The following is a 14,424-nucleotide window of genomic DNA, read 5'->3' as shown; positions in this document are numbered from 1 at the left end:
AAGGTCATAGCATGACGCGGCGGGTACCCATAGAGGACGTGAGGTCCGGCCATACACTGGCGACGGCGGTCCATGATCGTTCCGGGCGGCTTCTGATTCCCGCTGGCATGGTCCTCCAGGACAAGCAGATTCGCGTACTGCTGTCCTGGGGGATCACGGCGGTGGAGGTGCTCGAGGAGGGTGCGGACGACGTCCCGATATCCGCCCCCCAAGATGCAGGAGGGCCCCCTGCCGCCGAACCCACCCCCCAGATGGAGGCTCGTGCCGACGAGATTCTCTCCGAGCGATTTCAACACTGCGCGGTAGAGGATCACCCCATGTCCGGCATCTACCGTCTGGCTCGGCAAGCCCTGCTCGATGACCTGTGCCGCTACGCTCCGAAAAGGCAGAGCGAACAGGCATGACCGTCGACGAATTCCTCGCTACGGATGATGCCCTGTGCAGCTTCTCCGGAAGCTACAACACCATCTTCATTCGCCTGAGCGACCCAACGGCCAATGTCGCGGCCATCACCGAGGCCGTCGAGCTCGACCCCACCATCGCGGCCAAGACGCTCAAGGTCGCGAATTCCTCGCTGTATGGCTTCCCGGAACCGATCGACACGCTGCACCGGGCTGTCTCCATCATCGGCCTGCAACAGATGCGCCAGATCGTGATGTCGACCGTTGTGATCGAGCATTTTCGTGGTGTGCCGGTCATCGGCGTGGACATGGAGTCCTTCTGGCGTCACAGCTTGGCCGTCGGCGTGCTGAGCCGCTCGATCGCACGCTTCCGGCGCGAGGCCAATATCGAGCGACTCTATCTCTACGGGATCATGCATGACCTGGGGCGCCTGCTGATGTTTCTGCATCTGTCCAGTCGCACCGAGGAGCTGATCAATATCCGCGAGCGGGAACGGATGCTGCTGTTCGAAGCCGAGACGGAGTTCCTTGGTTTCGACCATGCGACCATTGGCGCGGAGTTGATGGAGCACTGGAACATGTCCCCGGCACAGGTGGAGGCCACCCGTTTCCATCATGCGCCGCGTGACGCACAGGCCTTTCCGGTCGAAACCGCGATCGTCCACGTGGCCGACAGCATCGCCAATGCCTTGCGGCTGGGCTCGTCGGGCGAACGCTTCGTTCCGCCCGTGGAGGCGGAAACCTTCGACCGCATTGGCCTGGAGATGGAGACCTACGAGGCCGTGATCGGCGATGCCCGGAAACAACTCGGACAGATGCAGGCCATCCTGCTGGACTGACGAGGGACGGATGAGCGCACGGATGCAGGTAAAGGACGACCCGGCATGAGCCCTTCGTACAAAACGCCTGAAGAGGTCAATGCGCTGCACGAGCGCATCCGTTTCCTCGAGGAAGCGCTGGAGGCGAATGCCTACGCGATGGACGTGCTCGCCTCGACCACCGCAATCTTTGGCGACACCGACCGCAATCGCAGCCCCGACCTGATCATCCAGAGCAGTCTGGAATCCATACGGCGTCTGCTGCCGGCCCGCGACATGGCCGTCTACATACTCGACAGCGAGTCATCGTTTGATCTCGCCTATCAACTGCATCCTCAAGAGGATGAATACGACCTCGCGGATGCCGTCGAGGTTCTGATTCAGGAAGGTACCTTCTCCTGGGCGCTGCACCAGAATCATCCCGTCTGTCTGCCTTCGCGCTTCGAGGGCGAGAACGTGTTGCTCCATGTCATCTCGACCCGAACCCGCATTCGCGGCATGTTTGCCGCCCGCTTTCGCCAGAACGACCTCCAGCGCCACGAGATGACCCTCTCGACCCTGACCATGGTGCTGTTCAACACCGGCTATGCTCTGGAGAGTGCCGACCTCTTCCAGATGATGGACCGTCGACAGAAGGCCTTGCAGCGGATTACCGAGCACCAGTCACGCGAACTGCTTCATCACCAGTCGCACGACTCGCTGACCAACCTCCCCAACCGGATGCTGTTCAGTGACCGCCTGTCGCAAGCCATTCACCGCCACCAGGGAACCGATCATCACATCGCCTTGATTCTGCTGGATCTGGACAACTTCAAGCGCCTGAACGACTCGCTAGGCCATCGCGCCGGCGACGAGCTGATCCGCAAGGTGGCGCAGGATCTCGGAAAACTGCTGGATCGCAGTCGCGACCGGTCGGGTCGTCCCTTGCGCGCGACCCTGTCGCGCCTGGGGGGCGACGAGTTCGGCATCCTGGTGGAGGATCTACAGGGTCTCGAGGGCTGTGTACGACTGGTCACCGACGTCGTGCGCACAACCGCGGTGGAACGCACGATCTTCGATCGGCCGGTGGTGACCAGCGCGTCCTGCGGGATCGCCGTGTTCCCCTACGACGGAGAAGACTCCGATGTCCTGCTCAGCAATGCCGATGCGGCCATGTACGAGGCGAAGCAACGTGGCCGCAACGGCTTCCGCTTCTACACCCAGGACCTGAATTCCCGGACCTTCCACCATTTCGAGCTGGAAAAGGAACTGGGGACTGCCATTGAGCAAGATCAACTGGTCCTGCACTACCAGCCAAAGGTCGACCTGCATACGGGCGATATCCTGGGCGCAGAGGCGCTCATCCGCTGGCAACACCCGAAACTTGGGCTGTTACCCCCCAGCCACTTCATCGAGCTGGCGGAGGATATGACCCTGATCGAGGCCATTGGGGAGTGGGTGCTGCGCCAGGTCTGCCGGGACCTCAAGCGGCTGCCCTCGCAGGGCCGGGATCACGGCTTCCGTGTCGCCATCAACGTCTCCGCTCGGCAGCTTCGCCAGCCTGACCTCGCCGGAGACTTTCACGCCATCCTGCAGGCCGCGAACGTCGCGCCCGAGTGCATTGAACTGGAGCTGACCGAAACCACCATCATGGATGACCCGAAAGGCGCTGCCCGTATGTTCGGTCGTCTGCGCGAGATCGGCATGCGGTTGGCTGTGGACGATTTCGGTACCGGCCATGCCTCGCTGATTCAGCTGAAGAAGCTCCCGGCGGACACCCTCAAGATCGACCGTTCCTTCGTCCAGGACCTCGAGCGCAGCAACAGCGACGCGCGGATTGTCCAGGCCATCGTCCAGATGGCGCATACCCTGGGGCTGAACATCATCGCCGAAGGCGTCGAAACCGAGCGCCAGGCCGAAATCCTGCGAGAATTCGGCTGCAACGAGGCACAAGGCTACTTCTTTGCGCGCCCCATGGCCTTTAATGACTTCCATGCCCTGCTCCAGGACCAGGCCCGCCTCCCGCGCACTGGGTAAGCCTTACCCGCCTGCACTCTCCGGGCCCGTCAGTTGCGCCGGATCGAGCAGCACTTGCAGCCGCTCGCGCGGGATATCCGTCCGTTCCGCCGCAACGTCCAGGATTGGCCGCCCGGTGGCATAGGCCTCCTTGGCGATACGCGCGCCGGCCTCGTATCCGATCTCGGCATTCAGGGCCGTCACCAGGATCGGATTACGGTCCAGCGCGGCCCGCAGGTTGTCCTCGTTCACGGTGAAGCCCGCGATTGCTCGATCCGCCAGATGGTTGGAGGCCCGTGCCAGCAGGCCCATCTGAGTCAACAGGTTGTCAGCAATCAGCGGGAGGCCGACGTTCAGCTGGAAATTGCCCCCGGCGCCGGCGGCCGCGATCGCCGCATCCAGACCGGTCACCTGTTGCGAGGCCATGATCACGGCCTCCGGGATCACCGGGTTCACCTTGCCCGGCATGATCGAGCTGCCGGGTTGCAGGGCCGGCAGGGCGATCTCCCCCAGCCCCGCCAGGGGACCGGAGTTCATCCAGCGCAGGTCGTTCGCGATCTTGGTCAGCCCCACGGCAACGGTCCGCAACTGGCCCGAAAGCTCCACCGCGGTGTCCTGACTGGCCAGCGCCGCAAAGCCATTGCCCTCATGCACAAACGAAAGGCCGGTTCGCTCGGCGAGGCGACTTGTTACACGCTCGCCGAACGCCGGGGGTGCATTGATACCGGTGCCCACCGCCGTCGCGCCGATCGCCAGACGCTGAATACGCACGCGGGTATGTTCCAGACGATCCACGTCCAGTTCCAGTTGGCGGCGCCAGCCGGAGAGTTCCTGCCCCAGGGTCACGGGCATTGCATCCATCAGGTGTGTGCGCCCGGTCTTGACCAGGGCCCCCACCTCGCGCTCGCGCCGGGCGATCGTGGCAATCAGGTGGCGCAGTGCAGGCACCAGTTCCTGTTCCAGCGCCAGCGCCGCCGAGACATGAAGCGCGGTCGGGATCACGTCGTTGGAGCTCTGCGAGCGATTGACGTGATCGTTCGGATGGACCTCTTCCCCACTACCCGACGCGATCCGCGCGAGCACCTCGTTCATGTTCATGTTGGTGCTGGTGCCCGAGCCCGTCTGATAGACGTCGACGGGGAAGGCATCTGAATGCTCGCCCGCGGCGATCGCCTCGGCCGCCGCCACAATCGCGCTGGACACACCGTCCGGGAGCTGCCCCAGTTCCTCGTTGGCCTCGGCACAGGCCGCCTTGGTCAGCGCGAGGGCCCGAATGAACACCTGCGGCATGGGCCGGCCGGCGATCTGAAAGTTGTCGATGGCACGCTGGGTCTGGGCGCCCCAGAGGGCATCTCTGGGGACTTCCACCGGTCCGAGGCTGTCCTGCTCCTGGCGGGTCGGGGGGTTCGACATGCACTCCTCCAAATGATCGGGCGTAGCTTTGTATTATACTGCGCCGCGTCAATCGACCGTCCGATGGGTGCATTCCCATGCCCCTGACGGACCCATGCAATCCGACTCGAGTGCACCATGTCCCTGAGCCCCCTGTCCGCGATCAGTCCCGTCGATGGCCGCTACGCCCGCCACACCCGCGACCTGGCCCCCTATTTCTCCGAACAGGGTCTGATGCAGGCCCGGGTAAGGGTGGAAATTGCCTGGCTCAAGGCCCTGGCCACCGAGCCCGCCATCCCCGAGGTCCCGCCGCTAACCGCAGAGGCGGAGGCCTTTCTGGACGAGATCGCCCTGGAATTCGACGAAGTCGCGGGTGCCCGGGTGAAGGAGATCGAGGCCACGACTAATCACGACGTCAAGGCCATCGAGTACTACATCAAGGAGCAAATGCGCGGCCGTTCCGATCTGCAAAGCCAAATCGAGTTCGTGCACTTCGCCTGCACCTCCGAGGACATCAACAACCTCGCCTACGGGGTGATGGTCCGCGAAGCGCGCAATCACGTGATGCTGCCGGCGCTCGATGCGGTGCTGGCGCCGCTGCGCGAGCTCGCTCAGCGCTTCGCCGATCAGCCCCTGCTGGCCCGGACTCACGGTCAGCCGGCCTCGCCCACGACCATGGGCAAGGAACTGGCCAACGTGGTCCACCGTCTGGAGCGGCAGCGCGCCGCGATCGCCGCCAACGAGTGCCTGGGCAAGATCAACGGTGCGGTGGGCAACTTCAATGCCCACTACGCGGCCTACCCGGAGGTGGACTGGCCGTCGCTCTCGCGGCGCATGGTGGAAAGCCTGGGGCTGGTCCCCAATACCCACACCACCCAGATCGAGCCGCACGACTTCCTGGCCGAGCTGTTTCATGCCTTCATGCGCCTGAACACGATCCTGCTGGATGCCTCGCGCGACATCTGGGGCTATATCTCGCTGGGCTATTTCAAGCAGAAGGTCGTGGCCGGCGAGGTCGGGTCCTCGACCATGCCGCACAAGGTCAATCCGATCGACTTCGAGAACGCCGAGGGCAACCTCGGGCTCGCCAATGCCGTGTTCGATCACCTGGCGAACAAGCTCCCGGTCTCGCGCTTTCAGCGTGACCTGACCGATTCGACCGTGCTGCGCAACATCGGCATGGGTTTCGCCTGGTCGCTGATCGCCTACAAGGCCTTCCAGCGCGGTCTGGGCAAGCTGGAGATCGAACCCGGCCGGCTGGACGAGGATCTCGACCAGAACTGGGAGGTGCTGGGCGAGGCGGTGCAGACGGTGATGCGCCGCTACGGGATCGATTCTCCGTACGAAAAACTGAAGGCCCTGACCCGTGGCCAGCGCATCACGCCGCAGGCGCTGGCCGAGTTCATCGACGGCCTGGAGATCCCGGACGAGGCCAAGCAGCGCCTGCGCGCGCTGACCCCGGGACGCTACACCGGGATCGCCAGCCAGCTGGCTCGCGACGAGTAAGGCGTGCCCGCCCAAGACCCGAATCAGGGCCTGGAGCTACTGGGCGGGCTCTCGCCGGCGGAGTTTCTGCGCGACTACTGGCAACAAAAGCCGTTGCTCGTACGCGGCGCAGTATCGGGCTTCGCCAACCCCATCGAGCCCGACGATCTGGCCGGGCTCGCCTGTGATCCGGATGCCAGCGCCCGACTCGTACTCGGCGACACCGACCACGGCGACTGGGCAGTCGAATACGGCCCGTTCGAGGAAGATCGCTTCGCCTCCCTGCCCGATCGCGCCTGGACGCTGCTGATCAGCGATGTCGAGCGCTTCTGGCCCGAAGGGCACGACTTCCTGGCCCGGTTCGACTTTGTCCCGCGCTGGCGCCGCGACGACCTGATGATCTCCTACGCATCACCCGACGGCTCGGTCGGGCCCCATGTCGATGCCTACGATGTCTTTCTGTTCCAGGCGGCCGGGCGGCGGCGCTGGCAGATCCAGTCACCACCGGGACCGCTGGACTGCCACGACGACCTGCCGCTGGCGATCCTGCGCGAGTTTGAACCAACCGAGAGCTGGGACCTTGAGCCCGGCGACCTGCTCTACCTGCCCCCCAACCTGCCCCACTACGGTCTTTCACTGGATGACCAGTGCATGACCTGGTCGATCGGTTTTCGGGCCCCGACCTACCTCGACCTGCTGACCGGGTTCCTGGAGGAACGGGCCAACCGGGTTGGCGAAGCGCCCCGATACAGCGATCCCCAGCGCCCGGTGTCCGCCTACACGAGCGAATTGCCGTCACACGACCGCACCCGACTGCGTGACATCCTGCGCGAGATGCTCGCGGCCGACGACACGGAACTGGATGCCTTCCTCGGGCGCTTCCTGACCCGCCCGGTGGGGAACGTCGAACTGCATACAGGTGATCCCCCCGCCGAAGCGAGGGAATGCCGTGTTCACCCGGGTATTCGGCGCCACTGGCTGCAGACACCGGCCGGGCCGATCCTCTGCGCCGCCGGCCACAGCTATCCGGCATCCGGCCTGGCTCCAGGGGATCTGGAACAGCTGTGTGCGACGGAGATCGTCAATCCCGAGCAGTGGGAACACCATTGGCCGGCGGTTCACGACATGCTTCGCGACGGGCTGCAGGAAGGCTGGCTCGAGCCCGCTGACGGCCCGAACTAGCAATCAATCAGGCACAGACGCGCAGGCATGGCTCCGCCGCACGCTCGATCAGCTCCGGTCCGGCATCCGCCCGGTGCGCGCCCTCGGTCAGGATACGCCGCCACTGGCGCGCCCCCGGCTCGCCGTGAAACAACCCCAGCACATGCCGTGTGAGCCGCGCCAGCGGTACGCCCGTGGCGCGCATCTCGCGGGCCATGTCGATCAGACCCTGCAGCACGGCCTCGCGCGTCACCCCACCGGTCTCGTCGAAAAACAGACGGTCGACCTCGGCCAGCACCCAGGGCTGGTGGTAGGCCAGCCGCCCGAACATCACCCCGTCTACCCGCTCGAGATAGCCGTGTGCCACACGAACATCGTCCAGGCCGCCATTCAGTACGATGGTCAGTTCCGGGAATTCCGCCTTAAGGCGGAACACGCGCTCGTAGTCGAGCGGCGGAATATCGCGGTTGTCCTTGGGGCTCAGGCCTTGCAGCCACGCCTTGCGGGCATGCACGATGAAATGCCGGCAGCCGCCTCGCGCCACGGTTTCGACAAAGTGGCGCAGATCGGCCTCGGAATCCTGTTCGTCAATCCCGATACGATGCTTGACGGTCACCGGAACATCGACGGCATCCTGCATCGCGCGCACCATCCGGGCCACCTGCTCCGGCTGCGCCATCAGGCAGGCGCCGAACGTGCCCGACTGCACGCGGTCGGAGGGGCAGCCCACGTTCAGATTGATCTCGTCGAAGCCTCGCTCGGCCGCGATTCGTGCAGCCCGAGCGAGGGTATCGTGATCCGATCCACCGAGCTGCAGCGCCAGCGGGTGTTCGGCCGATACATGGCCCAGCAGCCGGTCGCGATCGCCGTGGATCACCGCGTTGGCGTGTACCATTTCGGTGTACAACAGCGCGCGCCGGGTCAGCAGCCGATGGAAACGCCGGCACCAGGAGTCGGTCCAGTCCATCATCGGGGCCACCGAAAAACGCGGATCGGGAAAACGCAACGATTCAGTCACGGCGCCCCCGCCCTGCGGGTGGTGCCCGGAATGCCAAGGAATGAATACGCATGTCGGAAAACGAAACGCCGGAAACCTTTCTGGACAGTGTCTCACACATGGTCGATCGCGCCATGCATTTCCTCGAGTTGCCCGAAGGTGCGATGGATGCGATCAAGGCCTGCGACTCGGTCATCCAGGTGAGCTTTCCGATCCGCTTTCGCGACCGCATCGAGGTCTTTACCGGCTGGCGTGCCGTTCACTCCTCCCACCGTCTCCCGGTCAAGGGAGGGCTGCGGTTCTCCCCCACCATGGACCAGGAACATGCAGAGGCCCTCGCCGCCCTGATGACGTACAAGTGCGCGATCGTGGATATCCCGTTCGGGGGTTCCAAGGGCGGGCTGCGTATCGATCCACGCCAGTATGACGAGTGGGAGATGGAGCGGATCACCCGCCGTTTCGCCCACGAACTGATCCAGCGCGACTACATCAGCCCCGCGCAGAACGTGCCGGCGCCGGACGTCGGGACCTCGCAGCGCGAGATGGCCTGGATCATGGAGACCTATCGCGAACGCCACCCGGAGGACGTGAACCACAGCGCCGCCGTGACCGGCAAGCCCGTCGACCTGGGTGGTATGCGCGGGCGCCTGGAAGCGACCGGGCGCGGCGTGCAGTACGCCCTGCAGGCCTTTTTCCGCGAGGGCAATGCCGCCCGCGAAGCCGGCCTGGAAGGCGGCCTGGGCGACCAGCGCATCATCGTGCAGGGCTTCGGCAATGTGGGCTATCACGCCGCGCATTTCCTGCAGAACGATGACCACGCGAAGATCGTCGGTGTGATCAAGAGTGATGGTGGGGTCTACTGCGAGGACGGTATCGATGTCGATGCCCTGAACGATTACGTCCGCCGCTCCGGGACCATGGAAGGCTTCGCCGGGGTGGAATTCGAGCGCAATGGCAATCGGATCATGGAGCGCGAATGCGACATCCTGATTCCGGCGGCGCTTGAGGGCGCGATCCATCGCGAGAATGCACCCAGCATCCAGGCCCGCCTGATCGCGGAGGCTGCGAACGGACCGGTGACCTTCGAGGCCGACCGCATCCTGCAGGACCGCGGTATCACCATCCTCCCCGATGTGTTCGTCAATGCCGGCGGGGTCGTGGTCTCGTACTTCGAGTGGGTGCGTAACCTCGCCCATATGCGCTTTGGACGGCTCGAGCGGCGCTACGACCAGTCCCAGGGTCAGCATCTGGTCACTGCGATCGAGATGTCCGCGGACCACAAGCTGCCGGACTGGATACGCGAGTCCATCGTGCGCGGCGCAGAGGAGATCGACCTCGTGCGTTCCGGCCTCGACGACACCATGCGTGAGGCCTTCAGAGAGATGTACGAGACCCGCGAGGTGGAGAGCAATGGGGAGGTACTGGATTACCGCACAGCGGCCTATCTGATTGCCCTGCGCAAGATCGTGCGGGCCCGCAGTGACCTGAAGCTGATTTGACGGACGTCCGGGCGCCGTCGGCCCGGTCAGCCCCGCTCCGCCTCCGAGGCCAGCAGTTCCTGCAACCAATGGCCGCCGCGGTCCGCCTTGGTACTGAGATAGCGCAGGTTGTGCGGATTCAGCGTGCCGTGGACGGGCTCGCGGCCCACTACCCGGATGCCCCCGGCGCGCAGGGCCTCGATCTTCGCGGGGTTGTTGGTCAGTACGCGCACCGTGTCGATGCCGAGAAACTCCAGCATCTCCACGGCCGCATCGTAACGGCGTCCATCAGCCTCGAAGCCCAGTTGGCAGTCGGAATCGATCGTGTCCAGACCCGCCGTTTGCATCGTGTAGGCGCGCAGCTTGTTCGCCAGGCCGATACCCCGCCCCTCCTGGGCCAGATACAGCAGCACCCCGCCACCACTCTCGTTGATCGTCTTCACGCCGAGGCGCAGCTGATCGCCGCAATCACAGCGCAGGCTGCCGAACAGGTCGCCCGTCAGGCAGGCCGAATGCAGCCGTACCGGAACGGCATCCGGCCATTCGTTTGGCTCGCCGATAACCACCGCCACATGTTCCAGGATCCCGTTTCCCTCCCGGAACAGCATGAACCGGGTCACGGGGGCATCCGCGAGGGGTACCGGCGCCTCGCTCACGTAAGCCAGTTCCAGGCGTGGGTGATGCGCAACCGCGCGTGCCTCGCGCTCGCCCACATCCAGAAACATCCCGTCGGCGAGCGCCGAGTGGATGGCCTCGGGTACCGGTTCGGGCACGCGCGCCGATACGACGGCCGGCAGCAGACGACCGGCGCGGGCCAGCTCCAGCGCCGCGACTTCCGCGGGCTCGGCGGGACGAACCTCCGCCTGATCCAGGGCATGGGCCGGGTGCTCCCCCTCGTTCGAGGCCTCCGGGGCACTGGCCAGGGTAAACAGGGCCTCCGGGTCAGTTCCGGACGCAAATTCCAGCGCGACGCCTTCCCAGCCCTCGGCCAGCGGTTGCGGCCAGCCCATTGCGGACGCGCGGTGGGGCGTTAGAATCAGACGTGGGCGACCGCCGGTCATATGCGTCAGGCGATCCAGCAACACCGGGGTCAGACCTTCAACGGCGGCTACCAGTACACTGGATTGCTCGCCGCTTAGCAAAACCGGATGGCCCCGGCGAAGGTCGAAAATCCCACGATCGGCGTTGTGCATCAGGTCCTTCCCAATGGAGTGTTTCTTATGACCAGCCCGCAGGACGCGAATTCCACCTTGTCCAGCCGCGACCCGTCGCCCCTGTTTCCCCCAAGCCTATCGCATGTGCCCCTGGAGGGTCGCGAAACCCGGGTTTTTCAGGCATGACTGCCTATCCGGTGACCGAGGAAGAGGCCTGGCGCTGGCTTCTGGCCCAGCGTGCCGATCCGGGCTGCTGTCCCCTGCCCGGCCCCCTTGCCCCGGCGGCGCACGACCTGCTCGAGCTGTACGGCCCGATCATCGAGGCGGAGAGTATTACCGTAGCGCAACTGGGCCAGAGCCTCGACGGCCGTATCGCGACGCAGAGCGGGCACTCCCAGTACGTGACCGGGCCCGAGGACATCGAGCACCTGCACCGCTTGCGTGCGTTGGTGGACGGCGTCGTGGTGGGCGCGGGCACCGTGGTCGCCGACGACCCGCGTCTCACCGTGCGCAAGGCCGAGGGCGTCCATCCGGTACGTGTCATCCTCGACCCGGACGGTCGCATACAGCCCAACGCCCGCGTCTTCCAGGACGGCGAGGTGAAAACGCTGGTCGTTCACGCCGAGGGCCATGGCCCCTGCGATATGCCCGACAACGTCGAATGCATGGTGATGCCCGTCGATGCCGATGGCCGCTTTGCGCCGCCCACGCTCCGCGACCGCCTGGCGGCCGAGCATGGCCTGCATCGACTGCTGGTCGAGGGCGGAGGCCGGACGGTGTCGCGCTTCCTCGCCAGTGACACCCTGGATCGCCTGCATCTGACGATCGCACCGATGCTGATCGGCTCCGGGCGCCACGGCATCACTCTGCCCGAGATCGACACCCTCGATCAGGCCCTGCGCCCACCCTGCCGCATCTTCCGACTGGGTGGCGACACCCTTTACGACCTGGACCTGCGCAGCAAGCCCTGAACGTTTCAGGGCCGCTCACCGCAGCGCTCAAAGCGCCCCGGGTAGCCTGGCGCCGGGCTAGGCGAGGTTGTCACGGATCGCGCGGGAGACCGCGTCCAGCTCCGCCGGGACCTTGGTCGGCTGGACCACACTCTGTGCGATGGCCGTGTCGGGATCCTTCAGACCGTTACCCGTGAGGGTGCACACCACGGTGGAACCCTCTCGAATCTTGCCCTCGCGGATATCGCGCAGGGCACCGGCCAGCGAGGCCGCCGAGGCGGGCTCGCAGAACACGCCCTCTTTTTCGGCCAGGAGCTTCTGAGCAGCCAGGATCTCGTCGTCCTGACACTCGTCGAACCAGCCGCTGGATTCCTCGCGCACTTTCCAGGCCATGTCCCAGGACTGCGGGTGTCCGATGCGGATCGCCGTGGCCACGGTGTCCGGGTCGTCGACCATCGCCCCGCGCATGAACGGCGCGGAGCCCGCCGCCTGGTAGCCGACCATGTGCGGGCGATTGCCCACCATGCCACCACCCGCATACTTGCAGTGGCCCTTGCAGTAGGAGCAGGCATCGGTCACATCGTCGCTGCTCTTGGCGGCCATTTCGCTGTAGCCGATCCAGTGCGCGGTGATGTTGCCCGCGTTGCCCACCGGCAGGCAGTGATAGTCCGGGGCGCGGCCCAGTTCCTCGACGATCTCGAAGGCCGCGGTCTTCTGGCCCTGCAGACGATACGGATTGACCGAGTTCACCAAGGTCACCGGCGTGTTGGAGGCGACCTCTTTCACCAGGCGCATGCCATCGTCAAAGTTGCCTTCAATCTGAATCACGGTGGCACCGTGCATCATCGCCTGCGCCAGCTTGCCCATCGCGATCTTGCCATCGGGGATGACGACGAACGCGGTGATCCCGGCCCGGGCCGCATAGGCGGCGGCCGCGGCGGAGGTGTTGCCGGTGGAGGCGCAGACAATCGCGCGCGAGCCCTCTTCCACAGCCTTGGTGACCGCCATGGTCATGCCGCGATCCTTGAACGAACCGGTCGGGTTCAGGCCCTCGAACTTCACGTAGATCTCGACCTCTCGCGCCAGATCGCGCGGGATGTTGTTCAGGCGGATCAGCGGCGTGTTGCCCTCGCCCAGCGAGATGATGCGCGTGTCGTCGTGCACCGGCAGGCGGTCGCGGTAGCGCTCGATCAGTCCGGTATAGCGGTGTCCAAAGGCCATGGGTGTTCTCTTTGTCGTTGCGAAAGGAGAGGCTTTAGCGCCCCAACCCTTCCATGCGGATGCGGGTAATTGGGGTCAGCAGGTGGTCCAGTGCCTCGAGCGCGGCGATCGCCTCGTTCATCGCACCCTCTCGGACCTTGTGCGTCAGCATGATGATCGTGGCCTCGCCGCGCTCCGGATCCGGCTCGCGCTGCAGAATCGCTTCGATACTGATGCCATGCTCGCCCAGGATGCGGGTGATATCGGCGAGCACCCCCGGACGGTCCTGGGTACGCAGGCGCAGGTAGAACGACGTCTCCACCTCGGACAGATCCAGCACTGGCTTGTCCGACAGGGCATCCGGCTGGAAGGCCAGATGCGGGACCCGGTTCTCGGGGTCCGTGGTCAGGGCACGCACGACGTCGACCAGATCGGCCACCACCGCGGAGGCGGTGGCCTCGGCACCGGCACCGGCTCCGTAGTACAGCGTCGGGCCCACCGCGTCGGCATTGACCAGCACCGCGTTCATCACGCCGTCGACGTTGGCGATCAGCCGACGTTCCGGGATCAGCGTCGGGTGCACGCGCAGTTCGTAGCCCTTGTCGGTGCGCCGCGCAATGCCCAGATGCTTGATGCGGTAGCCCAATTCGGCGGCGAAACCGACATCCTCGCGGGTGATATTGCTGATCCCCTCGACCGCCACCCGGTCGAACTGCAGCGGGATACCGAAGGCGATGGACGCCAGGATCGCCAGCTTGTGGGCAGCATCGATGCCCTCCACGTCGAAGGTCGGATCGGCCTCGGCATAGCCCAGCGCCTGCGCCTCGGCGAGCACATCGTCGAAGTCGCGGCCCTTGTCACGCATCTCCGTCAGGATGAAGTTGCCAGTCCCGTTGATGATCCCGGCGAGCCACTCGATCTGGTTGCCGGCCAGGCCCTCGCGGATGGCCTTGATAATCGGGATGCCCCCAGCCACCGCGGCCTCGAACGCGACCATCACGCCCTTTTCCTGGGCGCGCTGGAAGATGGTGTTGCCGTGCAGGGCGATCAGGGCCTTGTTCGCGGTGACCACGTGCTTGCCGGCGTCGATCGCGGCCAGCACCAGGTTCAGCGCCGGATCGGTGCCCCCCATCAGTTCGACGACGACCTCGACCTCCGGGTCGTTCACGACCGCCGCGGGGTCCGTGGTCAGGCGGATCTGCGAACAGTCGCAATCACGCTCACGTTCGATATCGCGCGCGGCAGCCGCGACCACCTGGATTCCACGGCCTGCCCGGCGCGCGATCTCGATTCCATTACGGTCCAGCACATTGACGGTGCCACAGCCAACCGTGCCCAGCCCCAGGATTCCAATCTTTACCGGCGTCATAAAAGCCTTGTCTTGTCTGCGTGC

General features: G+C 65.2%; 12 protein-coding genes. 7 read left to right on the top strand and 5 right to left on the bottom strand.

Annotation, left to right across the window (positions count from 1 at the left end):
- Positions 1–11 precede the first annotated feature (11 nt).
- The 3 genes from F813_RS0111245 to F813_RS0111235 are packed head-to-tail and all read left to right on the top strand — an operon-like array spanning position 12 to position 3,235.
- Positions 12–404, top strand: a complete 393-nt coding sequence (locus F813_RS0111245; protein ID WP_012982668.1) for a hypothetical protein — start codon at positions 12–14, stop codon at positions 402–404.
- A complete protein-coding gene (locus tag F813_RS0111240) occupies positions 401–1,240 on the top strand; it encodes an HDOD domain-containing protein (RefSeq protein ID WP_017926646.1) in 840 nt (279 codons plus the stop codon). Before F813_RS0111245 ends, F813_RS0111240 begins: the two co-directional genes overlap by 4 nt.
- Before the next feature lie 45 nt (positions 1,241–1,285).
- Positions 1,286–3,235 carry a bifunctional diguanylate cyclase/phosphodiesterase gene (locus tag F813_RS0111235; RefSeq protein ID WP_017926645.1) on the top strand — a complete coding sequence of 650 codons (1,950 nt, stop codon included), beginning with the start codon at positions 1,286–1,288 and terminating at the stop codon, positions 3,233–3,235.
- A gap of 3 nt (positions 3,236–3,238) precedes the next feature.
- Here F813_RS0111235 and F813_RS0111230 read toward each other — a convergent pair whose 3' ends face one another.
- The gene (locus F813_RS0111230) at positions 3,239–4,627 is read right to left on the bottom strand and encodes a lyase family protein (protein WP_012982671.1); all 1,389 of its coding nucleotides are present in this window, start codon (positions 4,625–4,627) and stop codon (positions 3,239–3,241) included.
- 117 nt (positions 4,628–4,744) lie between these two features.
- Here F813_RS0111230 and purB point away from each other — a divergent pair, with 117 nt between their 5' ends.
- Both purB and F813_RS0111220 read left to right on the top strand, forming a co-directional pair.
- The gene (purB, locus tag F813_RS0111225) at positions 4,745–6,112 is read left to right on the top strand and encodes an adenylosuccinate lyase (RefSeq protein ID WP_017926644.1); all 1,368 of its coding nucleotides are present in this window, start codon (positions 4,745–4,747) and stop codon (positions 6,110–6,112) included.
- Positions 6,113–6,115: 3 nt separating this feature from the next.
- A complete protein-coding gene (locus F813_RS0111220; RefSeq protein WP_017926643.1) occupies positions 6,116–7,273 on the top strand; it encodes a cupin domain-containing protein in 1,158 nt (385 codons plus the stop codon).
- A 7-nt stretch (positions 7,274–7,280) separates the two neighbouring features.
- On the opposite strand, the gene dusA is transcribed toward F813_RS0111220, so the two are convergent.
- The gene (gene dusA / locus F813_RS0111215) at positions 7,281–8,222 is read right to left on the bottom strand and encodes a tRNA dihydrouridine(20/20a) synthase DusA (RefSeq protein ID WP_026148261.1); all 942 of its coding nucleotides are present in this window, start codon (positions 8,220–8,222) and stop codon (positions 7,281–7,283) included.
- Between the two features lie 98 nt (positions 8,223–8,320).
- Between dusA and F813_RS0111210 the strand changes: the two genes are divergently transcribed.
- On the top strand, positions 8,321–9,748 hold the full coding sequence (locus F813_RS0111210) for a Glu/Leu/Phe/Val dehydrogenase (protein ID WP_017926641.1): 1,428 nt from the start codon (positions 8,321–8,323) through the stop codon (positions 9,746–9,748).
- A 26-nt stretch (positions 9,749–9,774) separates the two neighbouring features.
- Here F813_RS0111210 and ribA read toward each other — a convergent pair whose 3' ends face one another.
- A complete protein-coding gene (gene ribA, locus F813_RS0111205) occupies positions 9,775–10,920 on the bottom strand; it encodes a GTP cyclohydrolase II RibA (protein WP_017926640.1) in 1,146 nt (381 codons plus the stop codon).
- Positions 10,921–11,063: 143 nt separating this feature from the next.
- Here ribA and F813_RS0111200 point away from each other — a divergent pair, with 143 nt between their 5' ends.
- Positions 11,064–11,852, top strand: coding sequence for a dihydrofolate reductase family protein (locus tag F813_RS0111200; RefSeq protein WP_017926639.1), 789 nt, complete (start codon positions 11,064–11,066; stop codon positions 11,850–11,852).
- Between the two features lie 57 nt (positions 11,853–11,909).
- On the opposite strand, the gene thrC is transcribed toward F813_RS0111200, so the two are convergent.
- Both thrC and F813_RS0111190 read right to left on the bottom strand, forming a co-directional pair.
- Complete coding sequence (gene thrC, locus F813_RS0111195; RefSeq protein WP_012982677.1) at positions 11,910–13,052, bottom strand: threonine synthase; 1,143 nt, start codon at positions 13,050–13,052, stop codon at positions 11,910–11,912.
- Positions 13,053–13,086: 34 nt separating this feature from the next.
- Complete coding sequence (locus F813_RS0111190; protein ID WP_012982678.1) at positions 13,087–14,400, bottom strand: homoserine dehydrogenase; 1,314 nt, start codon at positions 14,398–14,400, stop codon at positions 13,087–13,089.
- Positions 14,401–14,424: the final 24 nt, after the last annotated feature.

The organism is Thioalkalivibrio sp. HL-Eb18 (assembly GCF_000364985.1).
Lineage (GTDB): Bacteria > Pseudomonadota > Gammaproteobacteria > Ectothiorhodospirales > Ectothiorhodospiraceae > Thioalkalivibrio.
This window is presented reverse-complemented; position numbering and strand designations above follow the sequence as displayed.

What these genes read in the sequence shown, in the direction of transcription:
- F813_RS0111245 (WP_012982668.1), top strand. Translation starts at nt 12, where the DNA reads ATGACGCGGCGGGTACCCATAGAGGACGTGAGGTCCGGCCATACACTG.
- F813_RS0111240 (WP_017926646.1), top strand. Translation starts at nt 401, where the DNA reads ATGACCGTCGACGAATTCCTCGCTACGGATGATGCCCTGTGCAGCTTC.
- F813_RS0111235 (WP_017926645.1), top strand. Translation starts at nt 1,286, where the DNA reads ATGAGCCCTTCGTACAAAACGCCTGAAGAGGTCAATGCGCTGCACGAG.
- F813_RS0111230 (WP_012982671.1), bottom strand. Translation starts at nt 4,627, where the DNA reads ATGTCGAACCCCCCGACCCGCCAGGAGCAGGACAGCCTCGGACCGGTG.
- purB (WP_017926644.1), top strand. Translation starts at nt 4,745, where the DNA reads ATGTCCCTGAGCCCCCTGTCCGCGATCAGTCCCGTCGATGGCCGCTAC.
- dusA (WP_026148261.1), bottom strand. Translation starts at nt 8,222, where the DNA reads ATGATGGACTGGACCGACTCCTGGTGCCGGCGTTTCCATCGGCTGCTG.
- F813_RS0111210 (WP_017926641.1), top strand. Translation starts at nt 8,321, where the DNA reads ATGTCGGAAAACGAAACGCCGGAAACCTTTCTGGACAGTGTCTCACAC.
- ribA (WP_017926640.1), bottom strand. Translation starts at nt 10,920, where the DNA reads ATGCACAACGCCGATCGTGGGATTTTCGACCTTCGCCGGGGCCATCCG.
- F813_RS0111200 (WP_017926639.1), top strand. Translation starts at nt 11,064, where the DNA reads ATGACTGCCTATCCGGTGACCGAGGAAGAGGCCTGGCGCTGGCTTCTG.
- thrC (WP_012982677.1), bottom strand. Translation starts at nt 13,052, where the DNA reads ATGGCCTTTGGACACCGCTATACCGGACTGATCGAGCGCTACCGCGAC.
- F813_RS0111190 (WP_012982678.1), bottom strand. Translation starts at nt 14,400, where the DNA reads ATGACGCCGGTAAAGATTGGAATCCTGGGGCTGGGCACGGTTGGCTGT.